At 67.4% G+C, this 23,383-nt stretch carries 20 protein-coding genes and 1 riboswitch; of the genes, 14 read left to right on the top strand and 6 right to left on the bottom strand.

Features of this window, described 5'->3' with window-relative positions:
- Positions 1 to 46: 46 nt before the first annotated feature.
- Complete coding sequence (gene prpR / locus U5A52_RS18755; protein WP_321935822.1) at positions 47 to 2,101, top strand: propionate catabolism operon regulatory protein PrpR; 2,055 nt, start codon at positions 47 to 49, stop codon at positions 2,099 to 2,101.
- A gap of 7 nt (positions 2,102 to 2,108) precedes the next feature.
- On the opposite strand, the gene U5A52_RS18750 is transcribed toward prpR, so the two are convergent.
- Positions 2,109 to 2,501: a hypothetical protein gene (locus tag U5A52_RS18750; protein WP_321910470.1), complete on the bottom strand. Its 393-nt coding sequence runs from the start codon at positions 2,499 to 2,501 to the stop codon at positions 2,109 to 2,111.
- 213 nt (positions 2,502 to 2,714) lie between these two features.
- Between U5A52_RS18750 and U5A52_RS18745 the strand changes: the two genes are divergently transcribed.
- Positions 2,715 to 3,335 carry a DNA-3-methyladenine glycosylase gene (locus U5A52_RS18745; protein ID WP_321935772.1) on the top strand — a complete coding sequence of 207 codons (621 nt, stop codon included), beginning with the start codon at positions 2,715 to 2,717 and terminating at the stop codon, positions 3,333 to 3,335.
- A 204-nt stretch (positions 3,336 to 3,539) separates the two neighbouring features.
- Positions 3,540 to 3,881: a DUF4148 domain-containing protein gene (locus tag U5A52_RS18740; RefSeq protein WP_321935771.1), complete on the top strand. Its 342-nt coding sequence runs from the start codon at positions 3,540 to 3,542 to the stop codon at positions 3,879 to 3,881.
- A gap of 409 nt (positions 3,882 to 4,290) precedes the next feature.
- Here U5A52_RS18740 and U5A52_RS18735 read toward each other — a convergent pair whose 3' ends face one another.
- Complete coding sequence (locus tag U5A52_RS18735; protein ID WP_321910474.1) at positions 4,291 to 4,734, bottom strand: CBS domain-containing protein; 444 nt, start codon at positions 4,732 to 4,734, stop codon at positions 4,291 to 4,293.
- A 308-nt stretch (positions 4,735 to 5,042) separates the two neighbouring features.
- On the opposite strand from U5A52_RS18735, the gene ribA reads away from it, so the two are divergent.
- The 8 genes from ribA (at position 5,043) to U5A52_RS18695 (ending at position 13,696) form a co-directional block, all read left to right on the top strand.
- Positions 5,043 to 5,690: a GTP cyclohydrolase II gene (gene ribA, locus U5A52_RS18730; RefSeq protein WP_321910476.1), complete on the top strand. Its 648-nt coding sequence runs from the start codon at positions 5,043 to 5,045 to the stop codon at positions 5,688 to 5,690.
- Between the two features lie 65 nt (positions 5,691 to 5,755).
- Positions 5,756 to 6,586, top strand: coding sequence for an SH3 domain-containing protein (locus tag U5A52_RS18725; protein WP_321935770.1), 831 nt, complete (start codon positions 5,756 to 5,758; stop codon positions 6,584 to 6,586).
- A 532-nt stretch (positions 6,587 to 7,118) separates the two neighbouring features.
- A complete protein-coding gene (locus U5A52_RS18720; RefSeq protein ID WP_321910480.1) occupies positions 7,119 to 7,748 on the top strand; it encodes a hypothetical protein in 630 nt (209 codons plus the stop codon).
- Between the two features lie 253 nt (positions 7,749 to 8,001).
- Positions 8,002 to 8,700 carry a response regulator transcription factor gene (locus tag U5A52_RS18715; RefSeq protein WP_321910482.1) on the top strand — a complete coding sequence of 233 codons (699 nt, stop codon included), beginning with the start codon at positions 8,002 to 8,004 and terminating at the stop codon, positions 8,698 to 8,700.
- Positions 8,697 to 10,121 carry a FecR domain-containing protein gene (locus tag U5A52_RS18710; RefSeq protein WP_321935769.1) on the top strand — a complete coding sequence of 475 codons (1,425 nt, stop codon included), beginning with the start codon at positions 8,697 to 8,699 and terminating at the stop codon, positions 10,119 to 10,121. The genes U5A52_RS18715 and U5A52_RS18710 overlap by 4 nt, the downstream gene beginning before the upstream one ends.
- Before the next feature lie 11 nt (positions 10,122 to 10,132).
- Complete coding sequence (locus U5A52_RS18705) at positions 10,133 to 12,544, top strand: CHASE2 domain-containing protein (RefSeq protein WP_321935768.1); 2,412 nt, start codon at positions 10,133 to 10,135, stop codon at positions 12,542 to 12,544.
- Positions 12,545 to 12,598: 54 nt separating this feature from the next.
- Positions 12,599 to 13,216, top strand: a complete 618-nt coding sequence (locus U5A52_RS18700) for a DUF4136 domain-containing protein (protein ID WP_321935767.1) — start codon at positions 12,599 to 12,601, stop codon at positions 13,214 to 13,216.
- A gap of 99 nt (positions 13,217 to 13,315) precedes the next feature.
- A complete protein-coding gene (locus U5A52_RS18695; RefSeq protein ID WP_321935766.1) occupies positions 13,316 to 13,696 on the top strand; it encodes a VOC family protein in 381 nt (126 codons plus the stop codon).
- A gap of 7 nt (positions 13,697 to 13,703) precedes the next feature.
- On the opposite strand, the gene bluB is transcribed toward U5A52_RS18695, so the two are convergent.
- Genes bluB through U5A52_RS18675 form a run of 4 tightly spaced genes read right to left on the bottom strand, consistent with a single transcriptional unit; the run spans position 13,704 to position 16,749 of the window.
- Complete coding sequence (gene bluB / locus U5A52_RS18690) at positions 13,704 to 14,408, bottom strand: 5,6-dimethylbenzimidazole synthase (protein WP_321910489.1); 705 nt, start codon at positions 14,406 to 14,408, stop codon at positions 13,704 to 13,706.
- Positions 14,392 to 15,702, bottom strand: a complete 1,311-nt coding sequence (locus U5A52_RS18685) for a cobyrinate a,c-diamide synthase (RefSeq protein ID WP_321935765.1) — start codon at positions 15,700 to 15,702, stop codon at positions 14,392 to 14,394. The genes bluB and U5A52_RS18685 overlap by 17 nt, the downstream gene beginning before the upstream one ends.
- Before the next feature lie 4 nt (positions 15,703 to 15,706).
- Complete coding sequence (gene cobO / locus U5A52_RS18680) at positions 15,707 to 16,309, bottom strand: cob(I)yrinic acid a,c-diamide adenosyltransferase (protein WP_028205563.1); 603 nt, start codon at positions 16,307 to 16,309, stop codon at positions 15,707 to 15,709.
- 14 nt (positions 16,310 to 16,323) lie between these two features.
- Positions 16,324 to 16,749, bottom strand: coding sequence for a cobalamin biosynthesis protein (locus tag U5A52_RS18675; RefSeq protein ID WP_321935821.1), 426 nt, complete (start codon positions 16,747 to 16,749; stop codon positions 16,324 to 16,326).
- A 166-nt stretch (positions 16,750 to 16,915) separates the two neighbouring features.
- A riboswitch (cobalamin riboswitch) is annotated at positions 16,916 to 17,186 on the top strand.
- Positions 17,187 to 17,406: 220 nt separating this feature from the next.
- Between U5A52_RS18675 and cobW the strand changes: the two genes are divergently transcribed.
- The 3 genes from cobW to U5A52_RS18660 are packed head-to-tail and all read left to right on the top strand — an operon-like array spanning position 17,407 to position 23,366.
- A complete protein-coding gene (cobW, locus tag U5A52_RS18670; protein ID WP_321910493.1) occupies positions 17,407 to 18,498 on the top strand; it encodes a cobalamin biosynthesis protein CobW in 1,092 nt (363 codons plus the stop codon).
- A 27-nt stretch (positions 18,499 to 18,525) separates the two neighbouring features.
- Positions 18,526 to 22,320, top strand: coding sequence for a cobaltochelatase subunit CobN (cobN, locus tag U5A52_RS18665; protein ID WP_321935764.1), 3,795 nt, complete (start codon positions 18,526 to 18,528; stop codon positions 22,318 to 22,320).
- Entirely contained in the window at positions 22,317 to 23,366 is a 1,050-nt protein-coding gene (locus U5A52_RS18660) for an ATP-binding protein (RefSeq protein ID WP_321935763.1), read from the top strand. The genes cobN and U5A52_RS18660 overlap by 4 nt, the downstream gene beginning before the upstream one ends.
- Positions 23,367 to 23,383 lie beyond the last annotated feature (17 nt).

Below are 23,383 nucleotides of genomic sequence, written 5' to 3'. Positions count from 1 at the left end.
GGCCACACCGGCCAGGACCGCGCCGTTGGACACATCGTTGGACATCATGAACCGCTTTCCTGCTCCCGCTTCTTCCGCGATCCGCCCGCGTGTGTGGGCCATGGGCATCAGCCGCCTGCGCGATCTCTTTCGCGACATCGCCCGCGAATATGACGAACTCGCAGACCTGCGCGTGGTGCCGCGCGGTTTCGAGGAAGCCGTGGCCGAAATCGCCGCAGCGGGGCCCAGCCAGCGGCCCGATGTGGTGGTGGCGGCGGGCTCGAACGGCACCTACCTGAAGGCGCGCATCGACGTGCCCGTGGTGCTCGTGCAGCCCACCGGCTTCGACGTCATGCAGGCGCTCGCCCGCGCGCGGCGCGAAGCCGATCTCGTCGCGCTCGTGACCTATGGCGAGACGCCCGTGGAGGTGCGCCGCTTTGCCAGCGCTTACGGCATCGACGTCGTGTTCGGCCAATACCGCACGGTCCAGGACGCCGAAGCCTGCGTACTCGACCTGCGCGACCGCGGCGTGGGCGCGGTCGTGGGGCCGGGCCTCGTCAACGATCTCGCGGCCCGGCTCGGGCTCGTGCCGTTTTTCGTCTACTCGCGGCCGTCGGTGCGCGCGGCCTTCGACACCGCGCTGGATCTCGTGCAGGCCACCTGGCGCGAGACGCAGCGTCGCCAGCGGCTCGACAGCGTGCTGCAGCATCTGCGCGATGGCGTGGTCGCGCTCGACGCGCGCGGCCGCGTGGAGGCGATCAACCAGCGCCTCGCCGCCGTGCTCGACATCGATCCGGCGGCGGCGGCGGGGCAGTCGCTCGCGGCGCTCGCGCCCGACATTGCCTTCTCGCTGCCCGAAGCCGATGGCGAATCGCTCGAGACCGTGCGTGGCGTGAGCTATGTCGTGCATCGCGGACCGCTCGTCGACAACGGCGTGACGACGGGCGCCGTACTCACGTTCCAGGAGTCGCGTGCGGTGGAGCGGCTCGACCGCACGCTGCGCTCGCGTCAGCGCACGCAGCAGTTCGTCGCGCGCTATCGCCTGGACGACCTGAGCGGCGCAACGCCTGGCATCGAGCGCGTGCGCCAGCTTGCGCGGCGCTATGCGAAGTCGGACGCCACCGTGCTCATACGCGGCGAGAGCGGCACCGGCAAGGAGATGATCGCGCAGGGCATTCATCGCGAGAGTCCGCGGCGCGATTTTCCGTTCGTCGCGATGAATTGCGGCGCGTTTCCCGAGGCGCTGCTGGAAAGCGAGCTGTTCGGCTACGAGGAGGGCGCGTTCACGGGCGCGCGGCGCGGCGGCAAGGTGGGGCTCATCGAGGCGGCGCACCGCGGCACGCTCTTTCTCGATGAAATCGGCGAGATGCCGTTGCCGCTGCAAAGCCGTCTATTGCGCGTGCTGCAGGAGCGCGAGGTGGTGCGCCTTGGCGCAACGGAACCCACGCGCGTGGACGTGCGCGTGGTCGCCGCCACGCACCGCGCGCTCACCGAGCAGATCGAGGCGGGCGAGTTTCGCGCGGACCTTTTCTATCGGCTGAACATTCTCAATCTCGCCATTCCGCCGCTGCGCGAGCGCAGCGCCGACATCGCGCTGCTGGCGAGCGAACTGCTGTTTCAGGCCTCGCGCCGCGAGCCGCGCGTGGCCGTGCGCATCCGCACGCCCGAAGACGCGGCGCGCACGCTCGCACTGGTGAGCGACGCGCTCGCGCAGCACACGTGGCCTGGCAACGTGCGCGAGCTGCAGAACGTGGTCGAACGGATGGTGGTGGAGCTGGCCGATTCGGAAGAGGACGTGCTGACGCCGGACGTGCTGCGCTCGATTGCGCCGGAGGTGTTCGAGTCGCGCCGCGCGGCGAACGGCGCCGCAGCGGTGGCGGCGATTGCGGCGATTGCGGCAGAGGGCGCGCTCACATTGCGCGAGCGCAGCCTCAACACCGAAGCCGACGAAATCCGCGCTGCGCTCGACGCCTGTAACGGCGACCGCGACCGCGCGTGCGAGATGCTCGGCATCAGCAAGACGACGCTCTGGCGGCGTCTCTCAGCCGCGAAGGGCAAGCGCGGCAGCGCAGTGGCCGAGGCAACCGAGGCAACGGCGCCTCGCAAGGCGCCGCGCGGTTGAATCGAACTCAGTTCTTCAGCGCATTGAGCAGCGGTGCAACAGTCCCATGCAAATGCAGGATCTCGGGACTCGCCTGCAACAGCGCCTGATAGCGCTCGTAGAACTCCGCCGATTCCTCGCCGGAAAAGAGCGCGGCCACACCTTCCGCCGCGCCGATACGATCTTCGGGGCTCGCGTCCTTGGCGTCGAGCGTTTCGTCGACGTTGGCGATCACCGTCGAGAGCGGCATGAGCCAGCGAAAGCCCGAACCGTTGATGAGCACCTGCAGGAAGGCCGCCGGCGTGACCGGGCCGAACTCGCGTTCGTACTCCTTGCGCTCGTGGTCGAGAATCGCCTTGTGCAGCGTGAGCAGCGGCTTGCGCACGGTCGAGAGAAATTGAATTGCGCTTTGTTCGTTCATCTTGCGGCTCCTTCTGTGGCGCCCGCCCGGTCGTGACGAATCGTCGAACGACGCGCGCCGGGTCATGAGGTCGCGCGAACCGTTCGCGCAGAGATGCGGACGATGGTAGCGCAACGGCCAGCCGCGCGTGAGCAAGCGGTAGGCGGCGGGGCGCTACACTCTGCCGGTTCGCGAAATCGCCATGCCCGTGCCGACCGACCTGAGAACGCTTCGATGACGACGACGATCCTGCCGCTGCGCCGCGACGACCTGCCGCTCGATACCGCCGAACTGGCGCGCTTCATGGTCGGCAAATATCTCGTGCGCGAGCTGGCGCGCGGGCGCATGGCCGGGCGGTTCGTCGAAGTCGAAGCGTATCCCGTGGGCGACTCCACGAGCTACGCCTATATCGGACGGCGGCCCTATAACGCCGCGATGTTTCTCGAGCGCGGTCATGCGCATGTCCGGCTCACCTACGGCAGCGCATGGATGTTCAACATGTCGAGCGAAGCTGTGGACGTGGGCGCGGGCATCCTGTTTCGCGCGCTGGAGCCGCTCGAAGGCATCGGCGCGATGGAGGCGCTGCGACCCGGCGTCCCGCTGCGCGATCTCGCGCGCGGGCCGGGAAGGCTCTCGCAGGCGTTCGGCATTGCGGCGGCCTTCGACGGCGTCGACCTGTGCCGCGGCCACGGACTCTGGATCGGCCGGGTGGAAGAACCCGAGCGGCCCGTGGGGGTGACGACGCGCATCGGGCTCTCGCGGGAGATGGACCGGCCGCTGCGCTTCTATGAACTGGGCAGCCGGTTCGTGAGCGGGCCGCGCAAGCTGCTGGATGGCAGTGCCGCCCGGTTGTGACTTGCGCAAGCGCCACTGGAAGCGCCGCGCCGCAGGGCGCTCGCGGGACGACTCATGCGCGCGGCATTGTTGCTTTGGTTGAAAGTGTATTTTCTCAAATTAAGGGTTTCCCCTGGTCACTCGTCTCAATAAACTGAAATCACTGGTTTGGCGGTGCATCCAGACACCGCTGCCGGCATAAAACAAGTGATGGAGGTCATGACCATGAAGTCCCGTACCCTGATTCAAGCCGCATTCGTCGCCGCTCTCGTGGCTGCTCCGGCCCTTTCGTTTGCCCAGGTACAAAACAACGGTCCGGTCACGCGCGCCGAAGTGAAGTCCGAATTGATCCAGCTCGAGAAGGCCGGCTATAACCCGGCTACCGCCAACGATGCGACGTATCCGGCCGACATCCAGGCCGCAGAAGCCCGCGTGAACCAGCAGGAAGGCGTGGCGCAGGCGCCGGTAGCCGAAACGAGCGGCTACGGCCCGTCGACCTCGGGTTCAGCGCAATCGGGCCAGCCGGCCACGATGCGCCCGTCGCAATCGGTGTATTTCGGCAACTAAGTGGGCAACCACGCGGGTAGTTGAGCGCATAACCGGGCAGGGCGCGCCGTCAGAGCGCGCCAAAGCCCAGGTAGAGCGCGAGCTGCAAACGGCCGTCGCTCAGACACCGGCGCGAGGCGACATCGAGCGGCCACAGGTTGGCCGCTCCCGTGCAGGCCGGCGCCCGGGCGCTTCGAGCAGGCTCAGACGCCCGCGCAAGATGACCCGGCAGCGGCCCCACCCAGCAAGGCTCCCAACCGATACCGGCGAAGCAGGACACCGTTGCGCCTGCGCAGCCCGCCGCCGCGCACACCATTCGCGCGATTTTTCATACGTGGAACCTCCGCCGCCGAAAGGTGGCTTCGCCCAACCCCGTCGGGATTGGGCGTTTTTTCACATCTGGCAGTTTGGAGACGGCCGGACTTCGACGTCAGGCGCCCGGCCCGCCGGTGATGTAGTGCTCGAGCTGCTCGATCGTGAACTTCTGCTCGGCGATGATTTCCTTCACCAGGTCGCCGATCGACACCATTCCCACAAGCTTGCCGCCGTCCATGACGGGCAGGTGGCGCATGCGCCGCTCGGTCATGAGCGCCATGCAGTCGTAGGTGGTCTGGTTCGGCTCGACGAAGCGCACGTGCGCGCTCATGATGTCGCGCACGGCGGTCGTTTTCGACGATCGGTCCATCAGCACGATTTTGCGCGCGTAGTCACGCTCCGTGACGATGCCGGCGATCGTTGGACCGTCGGTCACGAGCAGCGCGCCGATCTGCTTGTCGGCCATCAGGCGGATTGCGTTATAGACGGAATCGGAGGCTTCGATCGTGTACACCACCTGTTCCGGCTTCGATTTGAGTACCTGTGCAACGCTTGTCATAGGGCGACCCCTCTTCGTCCTTCTGGTTGTCCAGTCATTGCGCGGCGCGGCAGGCCGGGCGTTTTGCCCGTCAAGCCATTGGAAAGCCACTCCAGTATAGGCCGCTGGCGTGCCGGGCGTCGTCGGGGTATGCGCGGGGTCGCACCATTTATGCCGGGGGCATGCGGCGCGCTCGAGCCGCTTTCCGGGTAGTCCCCGGAGCCGCCACCCAAGCACGGCGCGGCGGGGTGGAGCAAATGGCGGTAAACTCCGGTTCCGAACTTCAACCCGGCCCCGTGCCGGTTTTTGCCAGTTTCTTGCTCCAGATCATGCCTACGCTTCCTGAGTCGTCCTGTGCGGACGGCGATAACGCCAACGAATGCGTCGTGCTAGACGCGACTGCCACGCTGCCGACCCGCTACGGCACGTTCGAGTCCTATGTCTACCGGGTGAAGGACGGCGGGGCCGAGCATCTCGCGCTCGTCATGGGCGACGTGGGCAGCGGTGAGCCCACGCTCACGCGGCTCCACTCCGAATGCCTGACCGGCGACGTGTTTGGCTCCTACCGCTGCGACTGCGGCGAGCAGCTCGACCTCGCGCTGCGCTATATCGCGGCCGAAGGCCGCGGCGTGCTGCTCTACCTGCGTGGTCACGAAGGCCGGGGCATCGGTCTGTCGAACAAGATCCGCGCGTATCAGTTGCAGCAGCAGGGCCGCGACACCGTCGAGGCGAATCTCGATCTCGGCCTGCCCGACGACGCGCGCGAATACGATTCGGCGGCGGCGATCCTGCGTATGCTGAAAGTGTCGTCGGTGCGGCTCATGAGCAACAATCCGAAGAAGTTCGACACGCTCAGACAGCATGGCCTCCCGGTGATCGAGCGCGTGGCGCTCGCGATCCCGATGCGCGAGGAAAACGAACGGTATATCCGCACCAAGCAGGTCAAGTTCGGGCATTACTTCGAAGAGAATGAATAACCCGCTGCAAGCAGCGGGCACGAGAATTGCGCAGTGACAAATCAAATGAGCTGGAACAGGGAGAAATGATGTTCAAGCGCCTCAAGACGACGCGCGTGCGCGCGCTCGCGTCTGCGCTCGCCAGTGCGTGCCTCGTAACCGGTCTCGTGCTTGCGTCGTCCGACGCCAGCGCGCAAACCGCGGCCTACACGAGCGAACCTGTGGATCTGTATGCGGGGCCTTCCGGCGACTATCCGGTCGTTGCCGAACTGGCGCCCGGCCAGCCGGTCACCGTGATGGGCTGTGTGGGCGATTATTCGTGGTGTGACGTTACGGTGCCCGGTCTGCGCGGCTGGGTCTACGGTGGTTATCTCAGTTATCCGTACCAAGGCAGTTACGTGCCGCTCACCAATTACGGCGCGGCGATCGGCCTGCCGATCGTGACGTTCTCGCTTGGCGCCTACTGGGGCAGCTTCTATCGCGACCGGCCGTGGTATGGCGAACAGCAGCGATGGGAGCACGTGCCGCCCCCCGAACGCGGCCGCCCGCCGGTGGCACAGGCGTGGCATGGCGCACCGGGCCGTCCGCCCGTCAATCAGGAAGCACCGCGCGCGCCGGGTAACATGCCGCCGCCGGGCGCGGGCCGCCCACCCGGCAACATGGAACAGCCCACGATGCGTCCGCACGAGGCGGGGCATCCGCCCGAGCAGCAGCAGTTCGGCGGCCGCCCGCCGGCTGGGGCGCCCGCGCAGCAGGGCTACGCTCGTCCGCAGCCGCCCCAGCCGCAAGGCGGCATGCGTGCGCCGGCACCCGCGCCTCAACAGGGACGGCCGCCTGCGCCGCCTCAGGGTGGTCAGGGCGGGCATGCTCCCAGCCAGGGTGGCGAACGGGGCAACGAACGGCAACCCGAGCACTAATCCATAGCGATTGTCTTCGCTGCAACGGCGGGATCTTCATGGCGGGATCTCGCCGCTGCTGTTTTCCGGCGATGAATTAGGAATGCCAGGCAGTCGACGTGTACGAACACCAGATGGCGCTGCTCAGAAACGGTGGGGCAATGCCCCTAAGCATGCCAACCGCCTTTCTTACACCGCCTTATCGTCGTCCTGAAGGATTTAACAATCCCTGACAGTAAATTCGTAGCACCCAGGCGAGAATACGTCGTCGCGGCAAACACAAGCACAGCCGCACAACACCAGCGTCACGCGCGCTTCGCGCATGCGCCGCTGGCAACGAATTTCTGCTACGGGGGCTGGCACGCTCGGGACTTGGCGACGCGGTCAGTAAGAGGAAGTCAGAGCGAACCCGAGTTCGCCGGATAACGCTGGGAAAACCAGTGCTTTGAGGTGGACGTGGCGATGGCGGCACGTGCCTCGTCGTGCAGGGAGGCGGCTGCGGTCCGCTGTAGAGCGTCGGGCGGTGACGCTCGCAGCGGGGCTCGCGCTGCGCATGACGATGACTGCGCTGGCGGTCCGACTCCGGGGGCGGATTCCGGAGACCACGCAGTGTTTAGCACGCGGCCGTCGCCACATTTTTTCCGCACTTCTGAACGACACGAATTCTTTTGCCGCTTCGCGCATTGCGAGCGGCTCGACGTTGTTGCGTCCGCGAAAAAAAACGCCTGGCCGCTTCACTTCTGTTGCTCTGCCTGCTTCTCGTCACGGGGGCTCCATGTTTTTCCGATCCGGCCGTATGCGTTTTCCACCGGGCTCGCGCGTAGACCGCCCCGACGGTGGCCGCGAGTTCGACCGCGTCGAGCTCGACCTCGCGCGCGATCGCCACGCGCGCGCCGCGATGGAGGCCTACGCGGATTCCTGCGCGGCCGAACTCCCGTGGCTTAGCGAAGCGTTGCGTCTTTCGCGTTTCGTCGCGGCCGAGCGCCTGACGCAGTGTTCGGCCACGGTGCTGCGCGTGTTTGTCATGGCGCAGTCACGCGCGGCCGTGCAACCCGACTATGCGCACGCGGCATGGGAGCACGTACGCTCCCATCTGACGGCGCTGCTTGCGGGATCGCCGTCAACCGCAGGCGGGGCGGGCAAACCCGGCTCGAACGATGGCAAATTCGACTACCATGAGTGATTAACATGAGAGCGATCTGTTCACCGAAGACGAGCGTGGCCTCGCGCTCCCATTTTTTTCGAGACGCGGCGAAAGTAGTGCGCTTTGGCGCACGGCGGGTTGCGCGTGCTGCCAGCGCCAGAGTGGGCGCGTTGCGACCTGGCGCCGGTGCGCGCAGCCGTCGTCGCGAGACGCGGGTCGCGGCTGCAGCGCGCTGCGGCAGGCAGGCAGTCCATCCTGAGACGATGAAAAACAAACCTGGTTGCGGGGTGCTATGAGAATTGCAGTACTGGACGACGATGCAGCGCAGACAGAATTCGTCTGCCAGGCCTTGAGCGCGGCGGGCCACGCCTGCCACGCGTTTGCCAAGGGCAGCGAGCTCGTCAGGCAGCTTCGGCGGCAGACGTTCGATCTGCTCGTGCTCGACTGGAACGTGCCCGACATGGCGGGCGACGAAGTACTGCACTGGGTGCGGCAGAGCCTCTCCACGCGCCTGCCAGTGCTTTTCATGACGAGCCGCAGCCGCGAGGTCGACATCGCGCAAATGCTCAACGCAGGCGCCGACGACTACGTCGTCAAGCCCGTCTCGGCGCCGGTGCTGATCGCCCGGGTCAATTCGCTGTTGCGCCGCGCCTATCAGCTGCACGCGCCCGCGCTCAAGGAAAGCTTCGGCGAGTACGAGTTCGACCTCAAGTCGCGCCAGGCGTCGGTGAGCGGGCGCAACGTCGCGCTCACGCAGAAGGAGTTCGATCTCGCGCTGCTGCTGTTTCAGCATCTGAGCCGCCCGCTGTCGCGCGCGCATATTCTCGACGTGATCTGGAAGCAGTCCGACGACATTCCTTCGCGCACGATGGACACGCACGTTTCCATGCTGCGCTCGAAGCTCGGCCTGCGTCCCGAAAACGGCTATCGCCTTACGCCGATCTACGGCTACGGGTACCGGCTCGAGCGCATCGAGGGGGACGACGCGTGAGGGGCGCGCGTGCGGTGCGCGCCTCCGCGGCTCCGTTCTTTGCCTTCGCGCTTGCGCTGATTCCCATTCCCCGCGGCGCCGAGGCGCGCGAGAGCGCCCCGCGCGCGCCCGCGCGGTCGCCCGAGACGACCACCTACGTCACGCGCCCCGGCGACTCGCTCTATGACATCGCCAGGCGTTATCTGCGCAATCCCGCCGACTGGAAAAAGCTCGCGAGCCTCAATCACGTGAGCGCGCCGCGCCGCCTGCAGCCCGGCACGACGCTGCGCGTGCCGGTCGCGCTGCTGCGCCAGGACGGCCTCAGCGCAAAGGTGATCGCAGCGAACGGTCCCGTGCAGCATGCGTTCCGCGCCGGCCCGCTCCTGCCGCTCACGGTCGGCGCGAACCTCGTTGAAGGCGATCGGGTGCAGACCGGCCACAACGGCTTCGCGACGCTTGAACTGGCCGACGGCTCGCATATCGCGCTGCCGCCCGATACCTCGCTCGACTTGGCCACGCTGCGTCAAACTGTGCTCACCGGCGCGACCGACCGCATCGTCGATCTTCATCGCGGCGAAGTGAGCAGCGAAGTCACGCATGCCACGAAGAAGGACGATCGCTTTCAGATCCGCTCGCCTTCCGTGGTGGCCGGCGTGCGCGGTACGCAGTTTCGCGTGAGCTATGACGGCGACAACGGCGCGACGGCGGTCGAAGTGCTGAACGGTGCAGTGGGCGTGGACGCCGGCTCGCCGGGCCACAACCGCCGCGGCGCCAACGTACAGCCGCCGGCACCGGGTACGCCGCTGGCCGCCTCCGAACAACTCGTCGCCGCGCACTACGGCAGCCTCACGCTGGCGGGCCAGCCAGCGGGCGCGCCCGTCACGCTGCTCGACGCGCCTGAACTGCTGCACCCTTCCAAAGTGCAGGCCGACGACGAAGTCGCCTTCGATATCGCGCCCGCAGCGGGTGCGAGCGCCTACCGCGTGCAGATCGGCCGCGACGCGGGCCTGCTCGACATGATCCGCGACAAGCGCAGCGCCGACCCGCACGTGTCATTCGCCGACCTCGCAGACGGCACGTACTTCGTGCGCATCTCCGCAGTCGACGCGCGCGGTCTTGAAGGCATGCCGGCGTCGTATGCGTTCGAGCGCCGCCGCGTGGCGCTCGGCGCGAGCGCCGGCCCGATTGAAGGCTCGCGCGACTTTGCGTTCCGCTGGTTCATCGACGGCAACGCACAGAACACGCGCTTTCGCTTCGTGCTCGGCACGACGTCCGATCTGCGTGTCCCGCTCATCGACCGCACCGACATCACGGCGGGCGAGGCCGTCGTGCGCGACCTGCCGAAGGGCGTCTACTACTGGACGGTGATCGCCGAGCAGTTCGACAACGGCCATTACTACCAGAAGGCGAGTCCGGTCCAGTCGTTCAGGCTCGACTGGTGACGCAGGCGCGCATGAGCGTGAGGCCGCCCGCGCGCCTTGGCCGCTCAGTCGGGCGCCGCTTCCTGTTCGAATGGGCCGGCGTGGGCTGCGCTGGCGTGGCCGTGGTCGTGTTCTGCGTGATCTGGCGGCTCACGAGCGGCGCCGACCACCTGGTTTATGACCGCTTGCTCTCCGCGCGCTCGCTGCCGGTGTCGCCCGACATCGTGCTCGTGGAGATCGACAACGCGAGCGTCACCGCGCTCGGGCGTTGGCCGTGGCCGCGCGAGGCGCATGCGCGGCTCGTCGATCAGCTCGCGAAGGCGGGCGCGGCGGCCGTCGTCTACGACGTGTTGTTCACCGAACCATCGCACGACGACGCGCAGTTTGCGCAGGCGCTGCGCGCGCGTCCGGCGTTCCTTCCCATTCTTCTTACGCCCGCCGACGACACCGGTCACCGCGACGCCGTGCTGCCGGTTAAGCCGCTCGCGCAGGCGGCCGCCGGCATGGGCCATATCAACCTCGAAGTCGATAGCGACGGCATCGTGCGCAGCGTCGCGCTCTTCGAAGGCGACGCGCAGCAGCGCTGGCCGCAACTGATGGTGCCGGTGTGGCGCGCGGTGCGCAGCGGCGCCGTGAAGCTCGCGCATGGCACGCCGGCCGCCGCGCAGCGCGATGACGTGCTGCACGCGGCGGCGCCCGGCACCGAGTCGCGTTTCCTGATTCCGTTCAGCGCGAATTCGCAGACCTACCGCAAGGTCTCGTTCGCCGACGTGCTCGAAGGCCGCGTGCCGACCGAGCAGTTGCGCGGGCACGTGGCGATCGTCGGCGTGACGGCCTCGGGGCTCTACGACCGCTTCGCCACGCCGCTCTCCGGTACGCTCGGCCCGTTGCCCGGCGTGTACGTCCACGCCATCGTGCTCGACACGCTGCTCAACGGCACGGCCATCCAGCCCGCGCCACCCATCATGGTCGTGCTCGCCTCGCTCGCGCCGCTCGCGCTGCTGCTGGCGGGTTTCCTCGTGCTCTCGCCGCTGCGCGCGCTGCTGCTGCTTGCGCTCCTGATCGCCGTGTCGCTCGGCGCGAGCGCGGGTATGTTGCACGGCGCGCGCCTGTGGCTGCCGCCCGTGCCCGCGATCGTCGCGCTGCTTGTCGTCTATCCGGTGTGGAGCTGGCGCCGCCTCGAAATGACGATGGCCTACCTGCGCAAGGAACTGCGCCAGCTTGCCGACGAACCCTACCTGCTGCCCGAAGCGCCCACGCAGCGCCGCGAGTTCGCCGGCGATGCGCTCGCCCAGCAGATGGCGCTCATGGCGCAGGCCGCGCAGCGGCTGCAGGACATGCGCCGCTTCGTGTGGGACAGCCTCGATTCCGTGCCGGAGCCGATTCTCGTCGCCGATCTGCGCGGCGTCGTGCTGATTGCGAATCACGCTTCGCGTGCGTATCTCGCCCGCCTGAAGGTGAGCGCCGCGGAAGGGCGCTGGATGCAGGATGTGTTCGGCGACCTCTCGCTCGTCAAGCCGATCGACCCGGCGCCCGATGCGATGGCGTTCGCGCACGCGCACTGGCCCGCGCCGCTCGACCCGGCGCGCGGCGAGTTCGCGGAGTTGATGGAGCGCGGCGTGGAAGTGCGCGCGCGCGACGGCAGCGACTACCTGCTGCGCTACGCGCGCTGCACGAACGCGCAAGGGCAGGCGGTGGGCTGGATCGCGGGTCTCGTCGACGTGACAGCGCTGCACGACGCCGAACGCCAGCGCGAGGACGCGCTGCGCCTGCTGTCGCACGACATGCGCTCGCCGCAGGCCTCGATCGTCGCGCTCGTCGAGACGGAGCGCGAACGCGGCACGCTCGCCTCGGAGCCCGTGCGCGGCGTGATGGAGCGCATCGAGCGCTACGCACGCCGCTCGCTCAAGCTCGCCGACGACTTCGTGCAGCTCGCGCGCGCCGAGTCCCAGGTCTACGCGCTCGAGCCCACGAGCCTCGCGGAGCTGGTGATCGACGCGAGCGATGAAGTGTGGCCGCAGGCGCGCGCGAAACGCATCCAGATCGACACGGCGTTCGAAGGCGACCAGATGGGCTGGATCAACGCCGACCGCTCGCTCATGACGCGCGCGCTCGTGAACGTGCTGAACAACGCGGTGAAGTACAGTCCTGTGGATACGCGTATCGTCTGCACGGTCGGGCTGGACGACCACATTCCGCCGCGGGTGGTCTGCTCGATTCGCGATCAGGGCTACGGCATTGCGCACGAAGACCAGGCGAGGCTCTTTCAGCCGTTCCAGCGCTTTCACGCGGAGCAGCGGCCCGAGGTGAGCGGCGCGGGGCTCGGCATGGCGTTCGTGAAGACAGTCGTGACGCGCCACGGCGGCGATATCCAGCTGGAGAGCGAGCCGGGCGAGGGCACCGTTCTGACGATGTCACTGCCCGCGTTCGACGCGCCGGGTTGAGCCGGGCGGGAAGTGCCGCACCGGAAGCGCATGAATAACCCAATGGAGTGTTGTGTGAAGACCTTGCTGTCGATTTGTCTCTTGTCGGTGCTCGTCGCCCTCGCCGGATGTGCGGGCGTGACGACCGACGTCGCGGCCACGGGCGCGTTGCCCGCCACCGCGAACCAGGGCGCGAACTACCGTTTCGCGCCCACGCCCGCCCAGGTCGACGCGGGCGAGATGCTTCCGTACCAGGCCTTGCTAAGCGATGGCCTCGCGCAGCGCGGTTTTAGCGCGGGGTCGCCCGATGCGGCGCGCTTTCTCGTCTCGGTGGCCTGGGCCACACGTCCCGCCGACGTGAAAGTCGTCGACGGCGACTGCGGTGCCGGCTGCGTGCCAGCCGAGGGACCGTCGTTGCCGTGGTTCGGTCGGCCCTACGTGCATACGCTGACGCTGCGTTTCTTCGCGTTGCCCGATGGCGGCGAGGTCTACAAGGTCAGCGCTGTCAAGCATGATCGCAACGCCGACGCACGCGAAGCCGTGCCGTACCTCGTGGCGGGCGCGCTGGCGCGGCTGCCGTACGCGGGCGCGCCGCAATGGCGCGTCAAGCTGAAGAGTCCGCACAACGCCGGCACGACGGATCAGGCGCCGGGCATGCCGGAAGTGCTCTCCGTTTCGCCAGTCGACAAATAGTTCAGGGCAACTTTCCCCAGGCCGGGGCGGCGACGAAGGCGCTATGCTGGCTCCCGAATCTGGCGCAACGGTTGCGCACAGACATCACGGGAGTCACTCATGTTCGATCACATTGGATTGCGCGTGCAGGATCTCGCACGCAGCGTGCGTTTTTATGAGGCGCTGCTCGCGCCGTTAGGCGTCGTGGTGTGCATGCGCGACGACACCTATGCGGGACTCGGCCAGCCAGGCGAGCCGAAGCTCTGGTTGCACGCCGTCTCTGGCGACGCGGCGCTTGCGCCACGCGGCGTGCATGTGGCGTTCGCGGCGGCGAGCCGCGCGGCGGTCGTTGGCTTCTACGAAGCGGGCCTGCGCGCAGGCGCGAAAGACAATGGCGAACCCGGCGTGCGCGCAGACTACAGCCCCGACTATTACGCAGCATTCCTGATCGATCCAGACGGCAACAATGTCGAGGCCGTCTGCTACGCGCGCGAAGCGTGAGCGGGTGTCAGGTGCCGGGCGTGGCGTCCGGCGCTGCTTTGGGTAGCGCTTCGGGCGCGCCGGTGGCCTCGTCGTGCGGCCAGTGGTTTTCAAACACGCATTCGCCAAGCGGCTTGCGTTCGGCCCACTTTTCCATTTCGAGCATCGGCTGCGGGTAGAACGCGTCGACCTGACCCACGCAGAGTATGGCCACCGGCTTGGCGCCGGGCGGCATGGCGAGCAGGGCGCGCACCTCGTCGACATCGAAGATCGACACCCAGCCCATACCGAGCCCTTCGGCGCGCGCCGCGAGCCACATGTTCTGGATCGCGCAGGCCACGGAGGCGAGGTCCATCTCCGGTAGCGTGCGCCGGCCGAAGACATGAGCTTCGCGGCGGTCCATCAGCGCGACCACGAGCACCTCGGCGCAGTCGCGCATGCCTTCGACCTTGAGCTTCATGAACTCGTCGCGGCGCTTGCCCAGCGCGTCGGCGGTCGCAATGCGTTCGCGCTCGACCGCCTCGTGAAGTTGCTCGCGCAACGTGTTGTCTGTAATGCGCACGATGCGCCACGGCTGCATGAAGCCCACGCTCGGCGCGTGATGCGCGGCGTCGAGCAGGCGTGCCAATGTCGCGGGATCGACGGGGCCCGGCGCGAAGTGCCGCATGTCGCGGCGCTCGTAAATCGCACGGTAGACCGCCGCGCGCTCGGCTTCGTCAAAGGGCTGTGCCATGGAAGAGTGCGGCCGCGAAAGCCGGGTTGGAGGGCCAGTAAGCGTGCATATAGGTGGCCGCGATCGAACCATGCCGATAAAGCGCCTCGCCGGGCGCGCCAGTTTGTGCGTGGCGTGCCGTGAGCGTGGGCGCAAGCGGCGTGGCGATGCGCGAATAGTGAAACGTGTGGCCGCGCAGCGCGCCATGTGCGCCATCGATCTGCTGCATGCCGAGCGCCGCGAAGCGTTTTTGCATGACCGCCTCGCCGGGCAGCAGGCCGAGCATCGGCGTGCGCGTGCCTTCTACGTCGGTGAGTGCATCGAGCAGATAAAGCATGCCGCCACATTCGGCGACGAGCGGCTTTCCCGCAGATACATGCGCACGCAGCGAATTCGCGCTTAGCGTATTGCGCGCGAGCGCCGATGTATGCAGCTCGGGATAGCCGCCGGGCAGAAAAATCGCATCGGCGTTGGCGGGCGCGGGCTCGTTCGCGAGCGGCGAAAAGTAGCTCACGCTTGCGCCGAGCGTTTCGAGCAACGCAATGTTCGCGGGATAGAGAAACGAGAACGCGGCGTCGCGTGCAATGGCGATATGGCGGTCTTCGAGCAGGCGAGGAATTACTTCGTCATGCGAAGAATATGAAAATTCCACCGGAGGCGGCAATTCCGCGAGCGCGGTTTGCGCGAGCGCGTCGGCGGCGCGCTCGATGCGCGCGTCGAGGTCGTCGATCTCCGCGGCCTGATGCAGGCCGAGATGGCGATCGGGCAGCGTCATCATGGCTTCGCTCGTTACGTGCCCCAGCCAGCGCACGTCGGCGGGCAAGGCCTCCTGCAGCATCTGCGCGTGGCGCGGCGAGCCCACGCGGTTTGCCAGCACGCCATGAAACGGCACTTCGGGCCGAAAACGCGCGAGCCCGAACGCAATCGCGCCGAACGTCTGCGCCATCGACTTCGCGCTCACGACAGCGGCCACCGGCACGCCGAACGTGGTGGCGAGATCGGCGCTGCTCGGCGTGCCGTCGAACAGACCCATGACGCCTTCGATGAGGATCAGGTCGGCTTCGCGCGCGGCCTGCACGAGCAGGGCGTGGCACGCCTGTTCGCCCACCATCCACAGGTCGAGCGAGAGCACGGGTGCGCCGCTCGCGCGCGCGAGGATCGTGGGGTCGAGAAAATCCGGCCCGGTCTTGAACACGCGTACGCGCCGGCCCGCACGGCGGTGCAGGCGCGCGAGGCCCGCCGTGAGCGTGGTTTTGCCCTGGCCCGAAGCGGGCGCGCTGATGAACAGCGCGGGGCAGGCAAGCGTTGCGCTCATGCGCTCAAAACTCCACGCCCTTTTGCGCCTTCACGCCTTGCTCGCGATACGGATGCTTCACGAGGCGCATTTCCGTGACGAGGTCGGCGGCTTCGATCAGCGCGTCGGGCGCATGGCGGCCCGTCACGACCACGTGCACGTGCGGCGCGCGCGACGCGATCACGCCGAGCACTTCGTCGAGCGGCAGGTACTCGTATTTGAGCACCGTGTTGAGCTCGTCGAGGATCACCATCGCGTACTCGCCGCTTTCGATCATGCGCTTTGCTTCGTCCCAGCCCTTGCGCGCGGTGGCGATGTCGCCGTCGCGATTCTGCGTGTTCCAGGTGTAGCCGTCGCCCATGGTCACGAAGTCGCAGTGCGCGACGCTGCCGAGAAAATCGCGTTCGGCCGTATGCAGCGCGCCCTTGATGAACTGCACGACGCCGAGCTTCATGCCGTGGCCGAGCATGCGCACGGCCATGCCGAACGCTGCCGTGCTCTTGCCCTTGCCGTTGCCGGTGTTGACGATCAGGAGGCCCTTTTCGTGCGTTGCGGCGGCCTGTTTTTTCTCGTGGCCCTCGCGGCGGCGTTGCGTCATGCGTTGGTGCGATTCGGGATCGGTTTTCATCGTCGTGAGTGGGTTTATTGCGGGGCTTTCGCTTGCGTGTTTGCCGGGTTTTGCAGCGTGCTGGCGATCGCGACCGTGACGCCGTCGAGCGCCAGCTTGCCGCGCACGAGCGGACCGCCGCCCGCCGCGAGACGCGCGCAGGGCTCGCACACGCCGTCCACGCCGAATTGCGCTTGGGCAGCAGCGGAGGGCGGCGCGATCGTGGGCGTCGCGGCGATTTGCTCCCGCGTGAACGTGTACAGCGGCAGCGCATGCGCCCCGCAAAACGCCTGTAGCGCGGGTTCGCCGGCTTTGACGTCGAGCGTGGCCACGGAGGTCACGCTTTCGAGCGGCCACGCACCGAGCGCGGCGCGCACGGCGGCGTCGACCTGCGCAAGCGTCACGCCGCGCCGGCAGCCAATGCCGAGCGCGAGCGACGGCGCGCGCTGTGCGGGCTCCAGCGTGGTTTCGAATGAAGCTGCGCGCGTGGCGCGATTTTCGACAGAATTCACGGCGGGAGCGGAGCAAGCAAAACAGTCGTATTCCGGCCGTTGCCGGATGCGCGCTACGATAGCACACGCTTTTGCGGCTTCCCACGCCTTCCTTGACGCGCAAGCCCCCCGCGCCTACACTCGCACGCACTCTGGTGCTCGCGCGCGCGATTCATGATGCGCGCGCAGTTAAACGGGAATCAGGGAGCCATCCCGCCTCGGGCGTGGCCAACCTGAACTGCACCCGCAACGGTACAACGAGCGCGGCGTTCGAACGAATGCCGCAAACCGCTTCCATGCTTTACGCAGTCCACGCCACTGCCCGAGCCGGCCGCAAGGCCACTCGCGCGGGAAGGCGAAGCGGTGTTTCGTCAGTCCGGATACCGGCCAGATACGTGGGATTCGCGCTGCGGGGATGCGGTGCCGGGTCCATGATATTCACGCGTCGGCCGGGCGAGGCCCCGGTGCGTTTCTGGTCGTTCGTCCCCCCGCAGGTTTTTTTTGAATCGTTACGCGTGAGTGCGTCTCCACGGATACGCGCGTGCTCGCGTGACGACACACAGACACCCGCACGAACGGCCAACGCGACGCACCCCGCTATCCGGCTTGGCGCCGAAGGAGCACTTCATGCAAATGCGCAAGATTCCGGTCACGATCGTGACGGGCTTTCTCGGCAGCGGCAAAACCACGCTGCTGCGTCACATTCTCCAGCACGCGGGTGGTCTGCGCGTCGCGGTCATCGTCAACGAGTTCGGCGAACTCGGTATCGACGGCGAAATTCTGCGCGGCTGCGGCATTGGCTGCGACGAGAACGGCAACGAAACGGAAGGCCAGCTCTACGAACTCGCGAACGGTTGCCTGTGCTGCACCGTGCAGGAAGAGTTCTTCCCGGTGATGGAGAAACTGCTCGAACGCCGCGGCGACATCGATCATGTGCTGATCGAAACCTCCGGCCTCGCGCTGCCCAAGCCGCTCGTTCAGGCGTTCAACTGGCCGTCGATTCGCAACGCGTTCACCGTCGATGCGGTCGTGACCGTGGTGGACGGCCCCGCCGCCGCGAGCGGCCAGTTCGCCGAAAACCCGCAGGCCGTGGACGCACAACGCCGCGCCGACCCGAATCTCGATCACGAATCGCCACTGCACGAGCTGTTCGAAGACCAGCTTTCGGCCGCCGATCTCGTCATTCTCAACAAGACCGATCTGCTCGACGAAGCGGGCCAGGACGCGCTCATTGCCGAGCTGCGCGAAGAACTGCCGCCGCAGGTGAAGATCGTGCGCGCGCAGCACGGCAAGCTCGATCTGCATACGCTGCTCGGGCTCGAAGCGGCTTCCGAAGAGAGCATTCATCTGCGGCACGACCATCACGGTTCCGGCGACGATCCCGATCATCATCATGACGAGTTCGATTCGGTCGTGGTGTCGGGCGCGGCCGCTTCGCGCGAGAGCGTGATCGAAGCGCTGCAGCAGCTCGTCGATGCACACACGATCTATCGCGTGAAGGGCTTCGCCGCGCTGCCGGGGGCACCGATGCGTCTCGTGATTCAAGGTGTAGGCCGCCGCTTCGACAGCTATTTCGACCGCCGCTGGAACGCGCAGGAAAGCGCGACGCAGCCGCTTGCGAGCCGCTTCGTGCTGATTGGCGAAGACCTCGATGGCACGACGCTGCAAGCGGCATTCGACACGGCGCTCGCGAACGTGCAGATCGCGGGCGCGAAGTGACCGCGCTGAGCTAGACGAGGCCGTACCATGCACTTGCTGCGCACCACGCCAGGTGGTTTTGTCGACGACACGCAGGGCGTCATCCGTATTGACCAGCAGCCCGCAGAAATCGTCGTGCTCAGTTCGGCGGATACGACGCTCGCGCTGCTGGCGAGCGCCGTGCCGCGCCTGCCCAACGGTTTTCCGAGTGTGCGGCTCGCGAACGTCACGTACCTGCGCCAGAACGCATCGGTGGACTTCTACGTCGAAGACGTGTTGCAGCATGCGCGGGTGGTAGTGGTCGATCATCTGGGCGGCGAAACGTACTGGCCTTACGGCATCGAGCAGGTCGTCTCGCTTGCGCAGCGGCGCGGGCAACTGCTCGCGATGTTTTCGGGCGACTTGCAGGAAGACCCCAATCTCATCGCGAAGAGCCGCGCCGAGCCCGAGTTTTGCCGCTTGCTCTGGCGTTATCTGCGCGAAGGCGGCGCGGCGAATGCCGAATCATTTCTGCGCGCGCTCGCGTGGCGCGCGTTCGACTGGGGCAGCGAGCCTGCGCCGCCCGTCGCGCTGCCGGCCGCCGCGCTCTATTGTCCGCAGCGCGACGTCGCGACCATCGACGAATGGCGCGTGCGCTGGCAACCCGGCGCCCCGGTCGTCGCGCTGCTGTTTTACAAGGCGCATTTGCAGGCCGCGAACACGGCCGCTTTCGACGCGCTCATTACCGCGCTGCTGGCGCGCGGCATGAACCCGCTGCCGCTTGCGATCACCTCGCTCAAGGACACCTTGAGCCGCGACGTGCTCGATCAACTGGCGGCCGAGCACGATGTCTCGCTCGTGCTGAACACCACGGCGTTTGCGGCTTCGTCGCTGGACGACCCCGAACCGCTCGCGCTCGCCGGCGACGCACCCGTGCTTCAGGTGATCCTGAGCGGCGGCAACCGCGACGACTGGGTCAAGGACAATCACGGCCTGAACTCACGCGACATCGCCATGCATATCGCGCTGCCCGAAGTGGACGGCCGCGTGATCACGCGCGCGATCAGTTTCAAGGGCCTCGCGTACCACTGCAAAGAGACGCAAGTCGATGTGGTGCGCTATCAGCCGGACCTGGAACGCGTGGCTTTCGTGGCCGAACTCGCGCGCCGCTGGTGCCGTTTGCGCGGCCTGCCGAACGCGGAGAAAAAGCTCGCGCTCGTGCTCGCGAACTATCCGATGAGCGAAGGTCGCATTGGCAACGGCGTGGGGCTCGACACGCCGGCTTCGGTGGTCGGCATCCTGCGCATGCTGCGCGACGAAGGCTACCGCGTAGCCGATCTACCCGAAGACGGCGACGCGCTCATGCGCATCCTCACACAGGGCGTGACGAACGATCCCGACACGCGCGCGCTGCGCCCCGCATGGCAGAGCCTTTCGCTCGACGACTATCGCGCGCGCTTCTCGCAGTTGCCCGCCGAGGCGCAAAACGCGCTGATCGCGCGTTGGGGCGCGCCGGAAGCGGACCCCACGGTGCGGCGCGGCCGCTTCATGATCGCGGGCTGGCGCTGCGGCCAGGTGTTCGTGGGCATCCAGCCTTCGCGCTCGCGCGGCGACGACACTTACGCGAACTACCACGACGCCGAACTCGTGCCGCCGCACGCGTACCTCGCGTTTTACTTCTGGCTGCGCGAGACGTTCGGCATCGACGCCATCGCGCACGTGGGCAAGCACGGCAATCTGGAGTGGCTGCCGGGCAAGAGCGTGGCGCTTGGCGACACCTGTTGGCCCGACATGGCGCTCGGGCCGCTGCCGCATCTGTATCCGTTCATCGTCAACGATCCGGGCGAGGGGAGCCAGGCCAAGCGCCGCGCCCAGGCCGTGATCGTCGATCATCTGATGCCGCCGCTCACGCGTGCCGAAAACTACGGGCCGCTGCAGGACCTCGAACGTCAGGTCGATGAGTATTACGAAGCATTGATGGTGGACCCGCGCCGCGCGAAGCTGCTGCGAAAGACCATACTTGCGACCATCATCGAGCATCGGCTGCACGAAGAATTGAGCGTCGCCGCGCCCGCGGATCAGGCTGGCGAAGACGAACTCCTCACGCGCGCCGACGCCTACCTGTGCGAACTGAAGGAAGCGCAGATTCGCGACGGGCTGCACACGTTCGGCGAATCGCCGCAAGGCCAGCAGCGTTGCGACACGCTGCTCGCGCTAGGGCGTTACGCATGCGGGGACGGTCAGGGTGCGAACGCGGGCTTCATCGAGGCGATCGCGCGCGACCTGCGCATCGATCACCTGGTCGATCCGGCCACGGTGGATTGGGCCGCGCCGTGGCAGGGCCCGCGTCCATCGCTGCTCGCAAGTGTTAGCGACACGCCATGGCGCCACGCGGGCGATACGCGCGAACGCCTGGAAATGCTCGCGGCCACGCTGATCAAAGGCATTTGCTCAGGCGAACGAAACGATGCGGCAACTCAATCGTTGCCGCTCGCGGCGCAGGTACTCGCGCGCCTGCACGACGATGTGCTGCCGCGCCTCGATGCCTGCGGCCCAGAAGAAATGCGCCAGCTGCGCCGCGGTTTCGAAGGCCGATTCGTGCCGCCGGGCCCGAGCGGCTCGCCTTCGCGCGGCCGTCCCGACGTGCTGCCCACGGGGCGCAACTTCTACTCCGTCGATACGCGCGCGATCCCCACGCAGGCCGCGTGGGCGCTCGGCATGAAATCGGCGCAGCAGCTCATCGAGCGCCATTTGCAGGAGCACGGCGATTATCCGCGCGCCGTGGGGCTTTCGGTCTGGGGCACGGCCACGATGCGCACCGGAGGCGACGATATCGCCCAGGCGTTCGCGCTGATCGGCGTGCGCCCGAAGTGGGCTGCGGGCAGCCAGCGCGTGACCGACTTCGAGATCATGCCGGTCGAGGCGCTGGACCGGCCGCGTATCGACGTGACGCTGCGCGTATCGGGCTTCTTCCGCGACGCGTTTCCGAACGTGATGCATCTGTTCGACGCAGCGGTGCAGGCCGTGGCCGATCTCGACGAGCCGGAGCACCAGAACCCGTTGCGCGCACGTGTGCTGCGCGAACGCGACGCGCTGGTCGCAGGCGGCATGGCCGCCGACGAGGCGCGCCGCCGCGCGGGCTGGCGCGTGTTCAGCGCGCGTCCCGGCGCCTATGGCGCGGGCCTGCAGTCGATGATCGACCATCGCCAGTGGCAAACCGACGCCGAGCTCGCGAACGCCTACCAGGCATGGGGCGGCTACGCCTACGCGCAAAAGAGCGCGGGCGACGAGGCGAGCGACGCGTTCCGCGCGCGTCTCGCAACGCTCGACGTCGTGCTGCAGAACCAGGACAACCGCGAACACGACCTGCTCGACTCGAACGACTACTACCAGTTCCAGGGCGGCATGGCCGCGGCGGCGCGGCATTTTTCGCAGGCGCAGCCCGCCCTCTATCACGCGGACCACAGCAACCCCTCGGCCCCGCGCATTCGTCCGCTGCACGAGGAGATCGCGCGCGTGATCCGCTCGCGCGTGGTGAACCCGAAGTGGATCGACGGCGTGAAGCGTCACGGCTACAAGGGTGCGGCGGAAATGGCGGCGACCGTGGACTATCTGTTCGGCTATGACGCGACCGCGCGCGTGGTGGGCGATCATCAGTACGCGCTCGTCGCGAACGCCTATGTCCACGACGACGACACGCGCGCCTTCATGCAACGCCACAATCCCCACGCGCTGCACGCCGTGTGCGAGCGCCTGCTCGAAGCGATCCAGCGCGGTCTCTGGCAGGAACCGGGCGAGCATCGCGCACAACTCGAACACCGTCTGCTCGAAGCCGGGCAGCATCTGGAAGGATCAGGATCATGAGCGCCGCCGCCACGCGTCCCGCGTTTCCCTTTACCGCGCTGGTCGGGCAGGCGCCGTTGCAGCGCGCGCTGCTCATCGCGGCCATCGACCCCGCGATCGGCGGCGTGCTCGTGAGCGGGCCGCGCGGCACAGCGAAATCCACGGCAGCGCGTGCGCTTGCGGCGCTCCTGCCTCAAGGCGCGTTCGTCACGCTGCCGCTCGGCGCGAGTGAGGACAAGCTCATCGGCACGCTCGACCTCGAAGCGGCGTTGCGCGAGAGCGCGGTGCGCTTCGCGCCTGGCCTGCTCGCGCGTGCCCACGGCGGCGTGCTTTACGTGGACGAAGTGAACCTGCTGCCCGACGCGCTCGTCGACGTGCTGCTCGACGCGGCGGCGAGCGGCGTGAACACCGTGGAGCGCGATGGCGTCTCGCACTCGCACGAGGCGCACTTCGTGCTGGTGGGCACGATGAATCCCGAAGAAGGGGAGTTGCGTCCGCAGCTGCTCGACCGCTTCGGCTTGATGGTCGAACTCGGCACGCCTTATGACGTGGAGGAGCGGCAACGCATCGTCAAGGCGCGTCTTGCGTTCGACGCCGATCCACAGGCGTTTTGCGCGGCACGCGAGACCGAACAGCGCGCGCTTGGCGAACGCATCGCGGCGGCGCGCGACGCGCTCGCCAGGCTCGACTGGAGCGACGCCGTGCACGAGCGCGCGGCGCAACGCTGCATCGAGGCGGCAGTGGACGGCTTGCGCGCCGACCTGGTGATGCTGCGCGCGGCGCGCGCGCTCGCCGCATTCGAAGGCGCGGATGCCGTGACCCCGGCACATGTCGATGCGGTCGCCGATTGCGTGCTCGCGCATCGGCGGCACGCCATGCCGCAGCGCTCCGATGCGCCGTCTGCCGCTGGGCCGCAGCCGCCCCAGTCCGCATCCGCATCCGCATCCACGCGCGAACAAATGCGTACCGAAGCAACCCCGGATGCCGATTGGGGCGAATTGCCGCCCGAGCCCGTCGCCGCGAAGGCGGTGAAAGGCGTGATCCCGCTGCCCGCAAAAAAACGCTGACCCGTCGGGCACAGGCC

This window comes from Paraburkholderia sp. J8-2, from assembly GCF_905220195.1.
GTDB lineage: Bacteria > Pseudomonadota > Gammaproteobacteria > Burkholderiales > Burkholderiaceae > Paraburkholderia.
This window is presented reverse-complemented; position numbering and strand designations above follow the sequence as displayed.

Excerpts from the sequence above, each read along its gene's own strand:
- prpR (WP_321935822.1), top strand. The coding sequence starts at position 47 with ATGAACCGCTTTCCTGCTCCCGCTTCTTCCGCGATCCGCCCGCGTGTG.
- U5A52_RS18750 (WP_321910470.1), bottom strand. The coding sequence starts at position 2,501 with ATGAACGAACAAAGCGCAATTCAATTTCTCTCGACCGTGCGCAAGCCG.
- U5A52_RS18745 (WP_321935772.1), top strand. The coding sequence starts at position 2,715 with ATGACGACGACGATCCTGCCGCTGCGCCGCGACGACCTGCCGCTCGAT.
- U5A52_RS18740 (WP_321935771.1), top strand. The coding sequence starts at position 3,540 with ATGAAGTCCCGTACCCTGATTCAAGCCGCATTCGTCGCCGCTCTCGTG.
- U5A52_RS18735 (WP_321910474.1), bottom strand. The coding sequence starts at position 4,734 with ATGACAAGCGTTGCACAGGTACTCAAATCGAAGCCGGAACAGGTGGTG.
- ribA (WP_321910476.1), top strand. The coding sequence starts at position 5,043 with ATGCCTACGCTTCCTGAGTCGTCCTGTGCGGACGGCGATAACGCCAAC.
- U5A52_RS18725 (WP_321935770.1), top strand. The coding sequence starts at position 5,756 with ATGATGTTCAAGCGCCTCAAGACGACGCGCGTGCGCGCGCTCGCGTCT.
- U5A52_RS18720 (WP_321910480.1), top strand. The coding sequence starts at position 7,119 with ATGACGATGACTGCGCTGGCGGTCCGACTCCGGGGGCGGATTCCGGAG.
- U5A52_RS18715 (WP_321910482.1), top strand. The coding sequence starts at position 8,002 with ATGAGAATTGCAGTACTGGACGACGATGCAGCGCAGACAGAATTCGTC.
- U5A52_RS18705 (WP_321935768.1), top strand. The coding sequence starts at position 10,133 with ATGAGCGTGAGGCCGCCCGCGCGCCTTGGCCGCTCAGTCGGGCGCCGC.
- U5A52_RS18695 (WP_321935766.1), top strand. The coding sequence starts at position 13,316 with ATGTTCGATCACATTGGATTGCGCGTGCAGGATCTCGCACGCAGCGTG.
- bluB (WP_321910489.1), bottom strand. The coding sequence starts at position 14,408 with ATGGCACAGCCCTTTGACGAAGCCGAGCGCGCGGCGGTCTACCGTGCG.
- U5A52_RS18685 (WP_321935765.1), bottom strand. The coding sequence starts at position 15,702 with ATGAGCGCAACGCTTGCCTGCCCCGCGCTGTTCATCAGCGCGCCCGCT.
- cobO (WP_028205563.1), bottom strand. The coding sequence starts at position 16,309 with ATGAAAACCGATCCCGAATCGCACCAACGCATGACGCAACGCCGCCGC.
- cobW (WP_321910493.1), top strand. The coding sequence starts at position 17,407 with ATGCAAATGCGCAAGATTCCGGTCACGATCGTGACGGGCTTTCTCGGC.
- cobN (WP_321935764.1), top strand. The coding sequence starts at position 18,526 with ATGCACTTGCTGCGCACCACGCCAGGTGGTTTTGTCGACGACACGCAG.
- U5A52_RS18660 (WP_321935763.1), top strand. The coding sequence starts at position 22,317 with ATGAGCGCCGCCGCCACGCGTCCCGCGTTTCCCTTTACCGCGCTGGTC.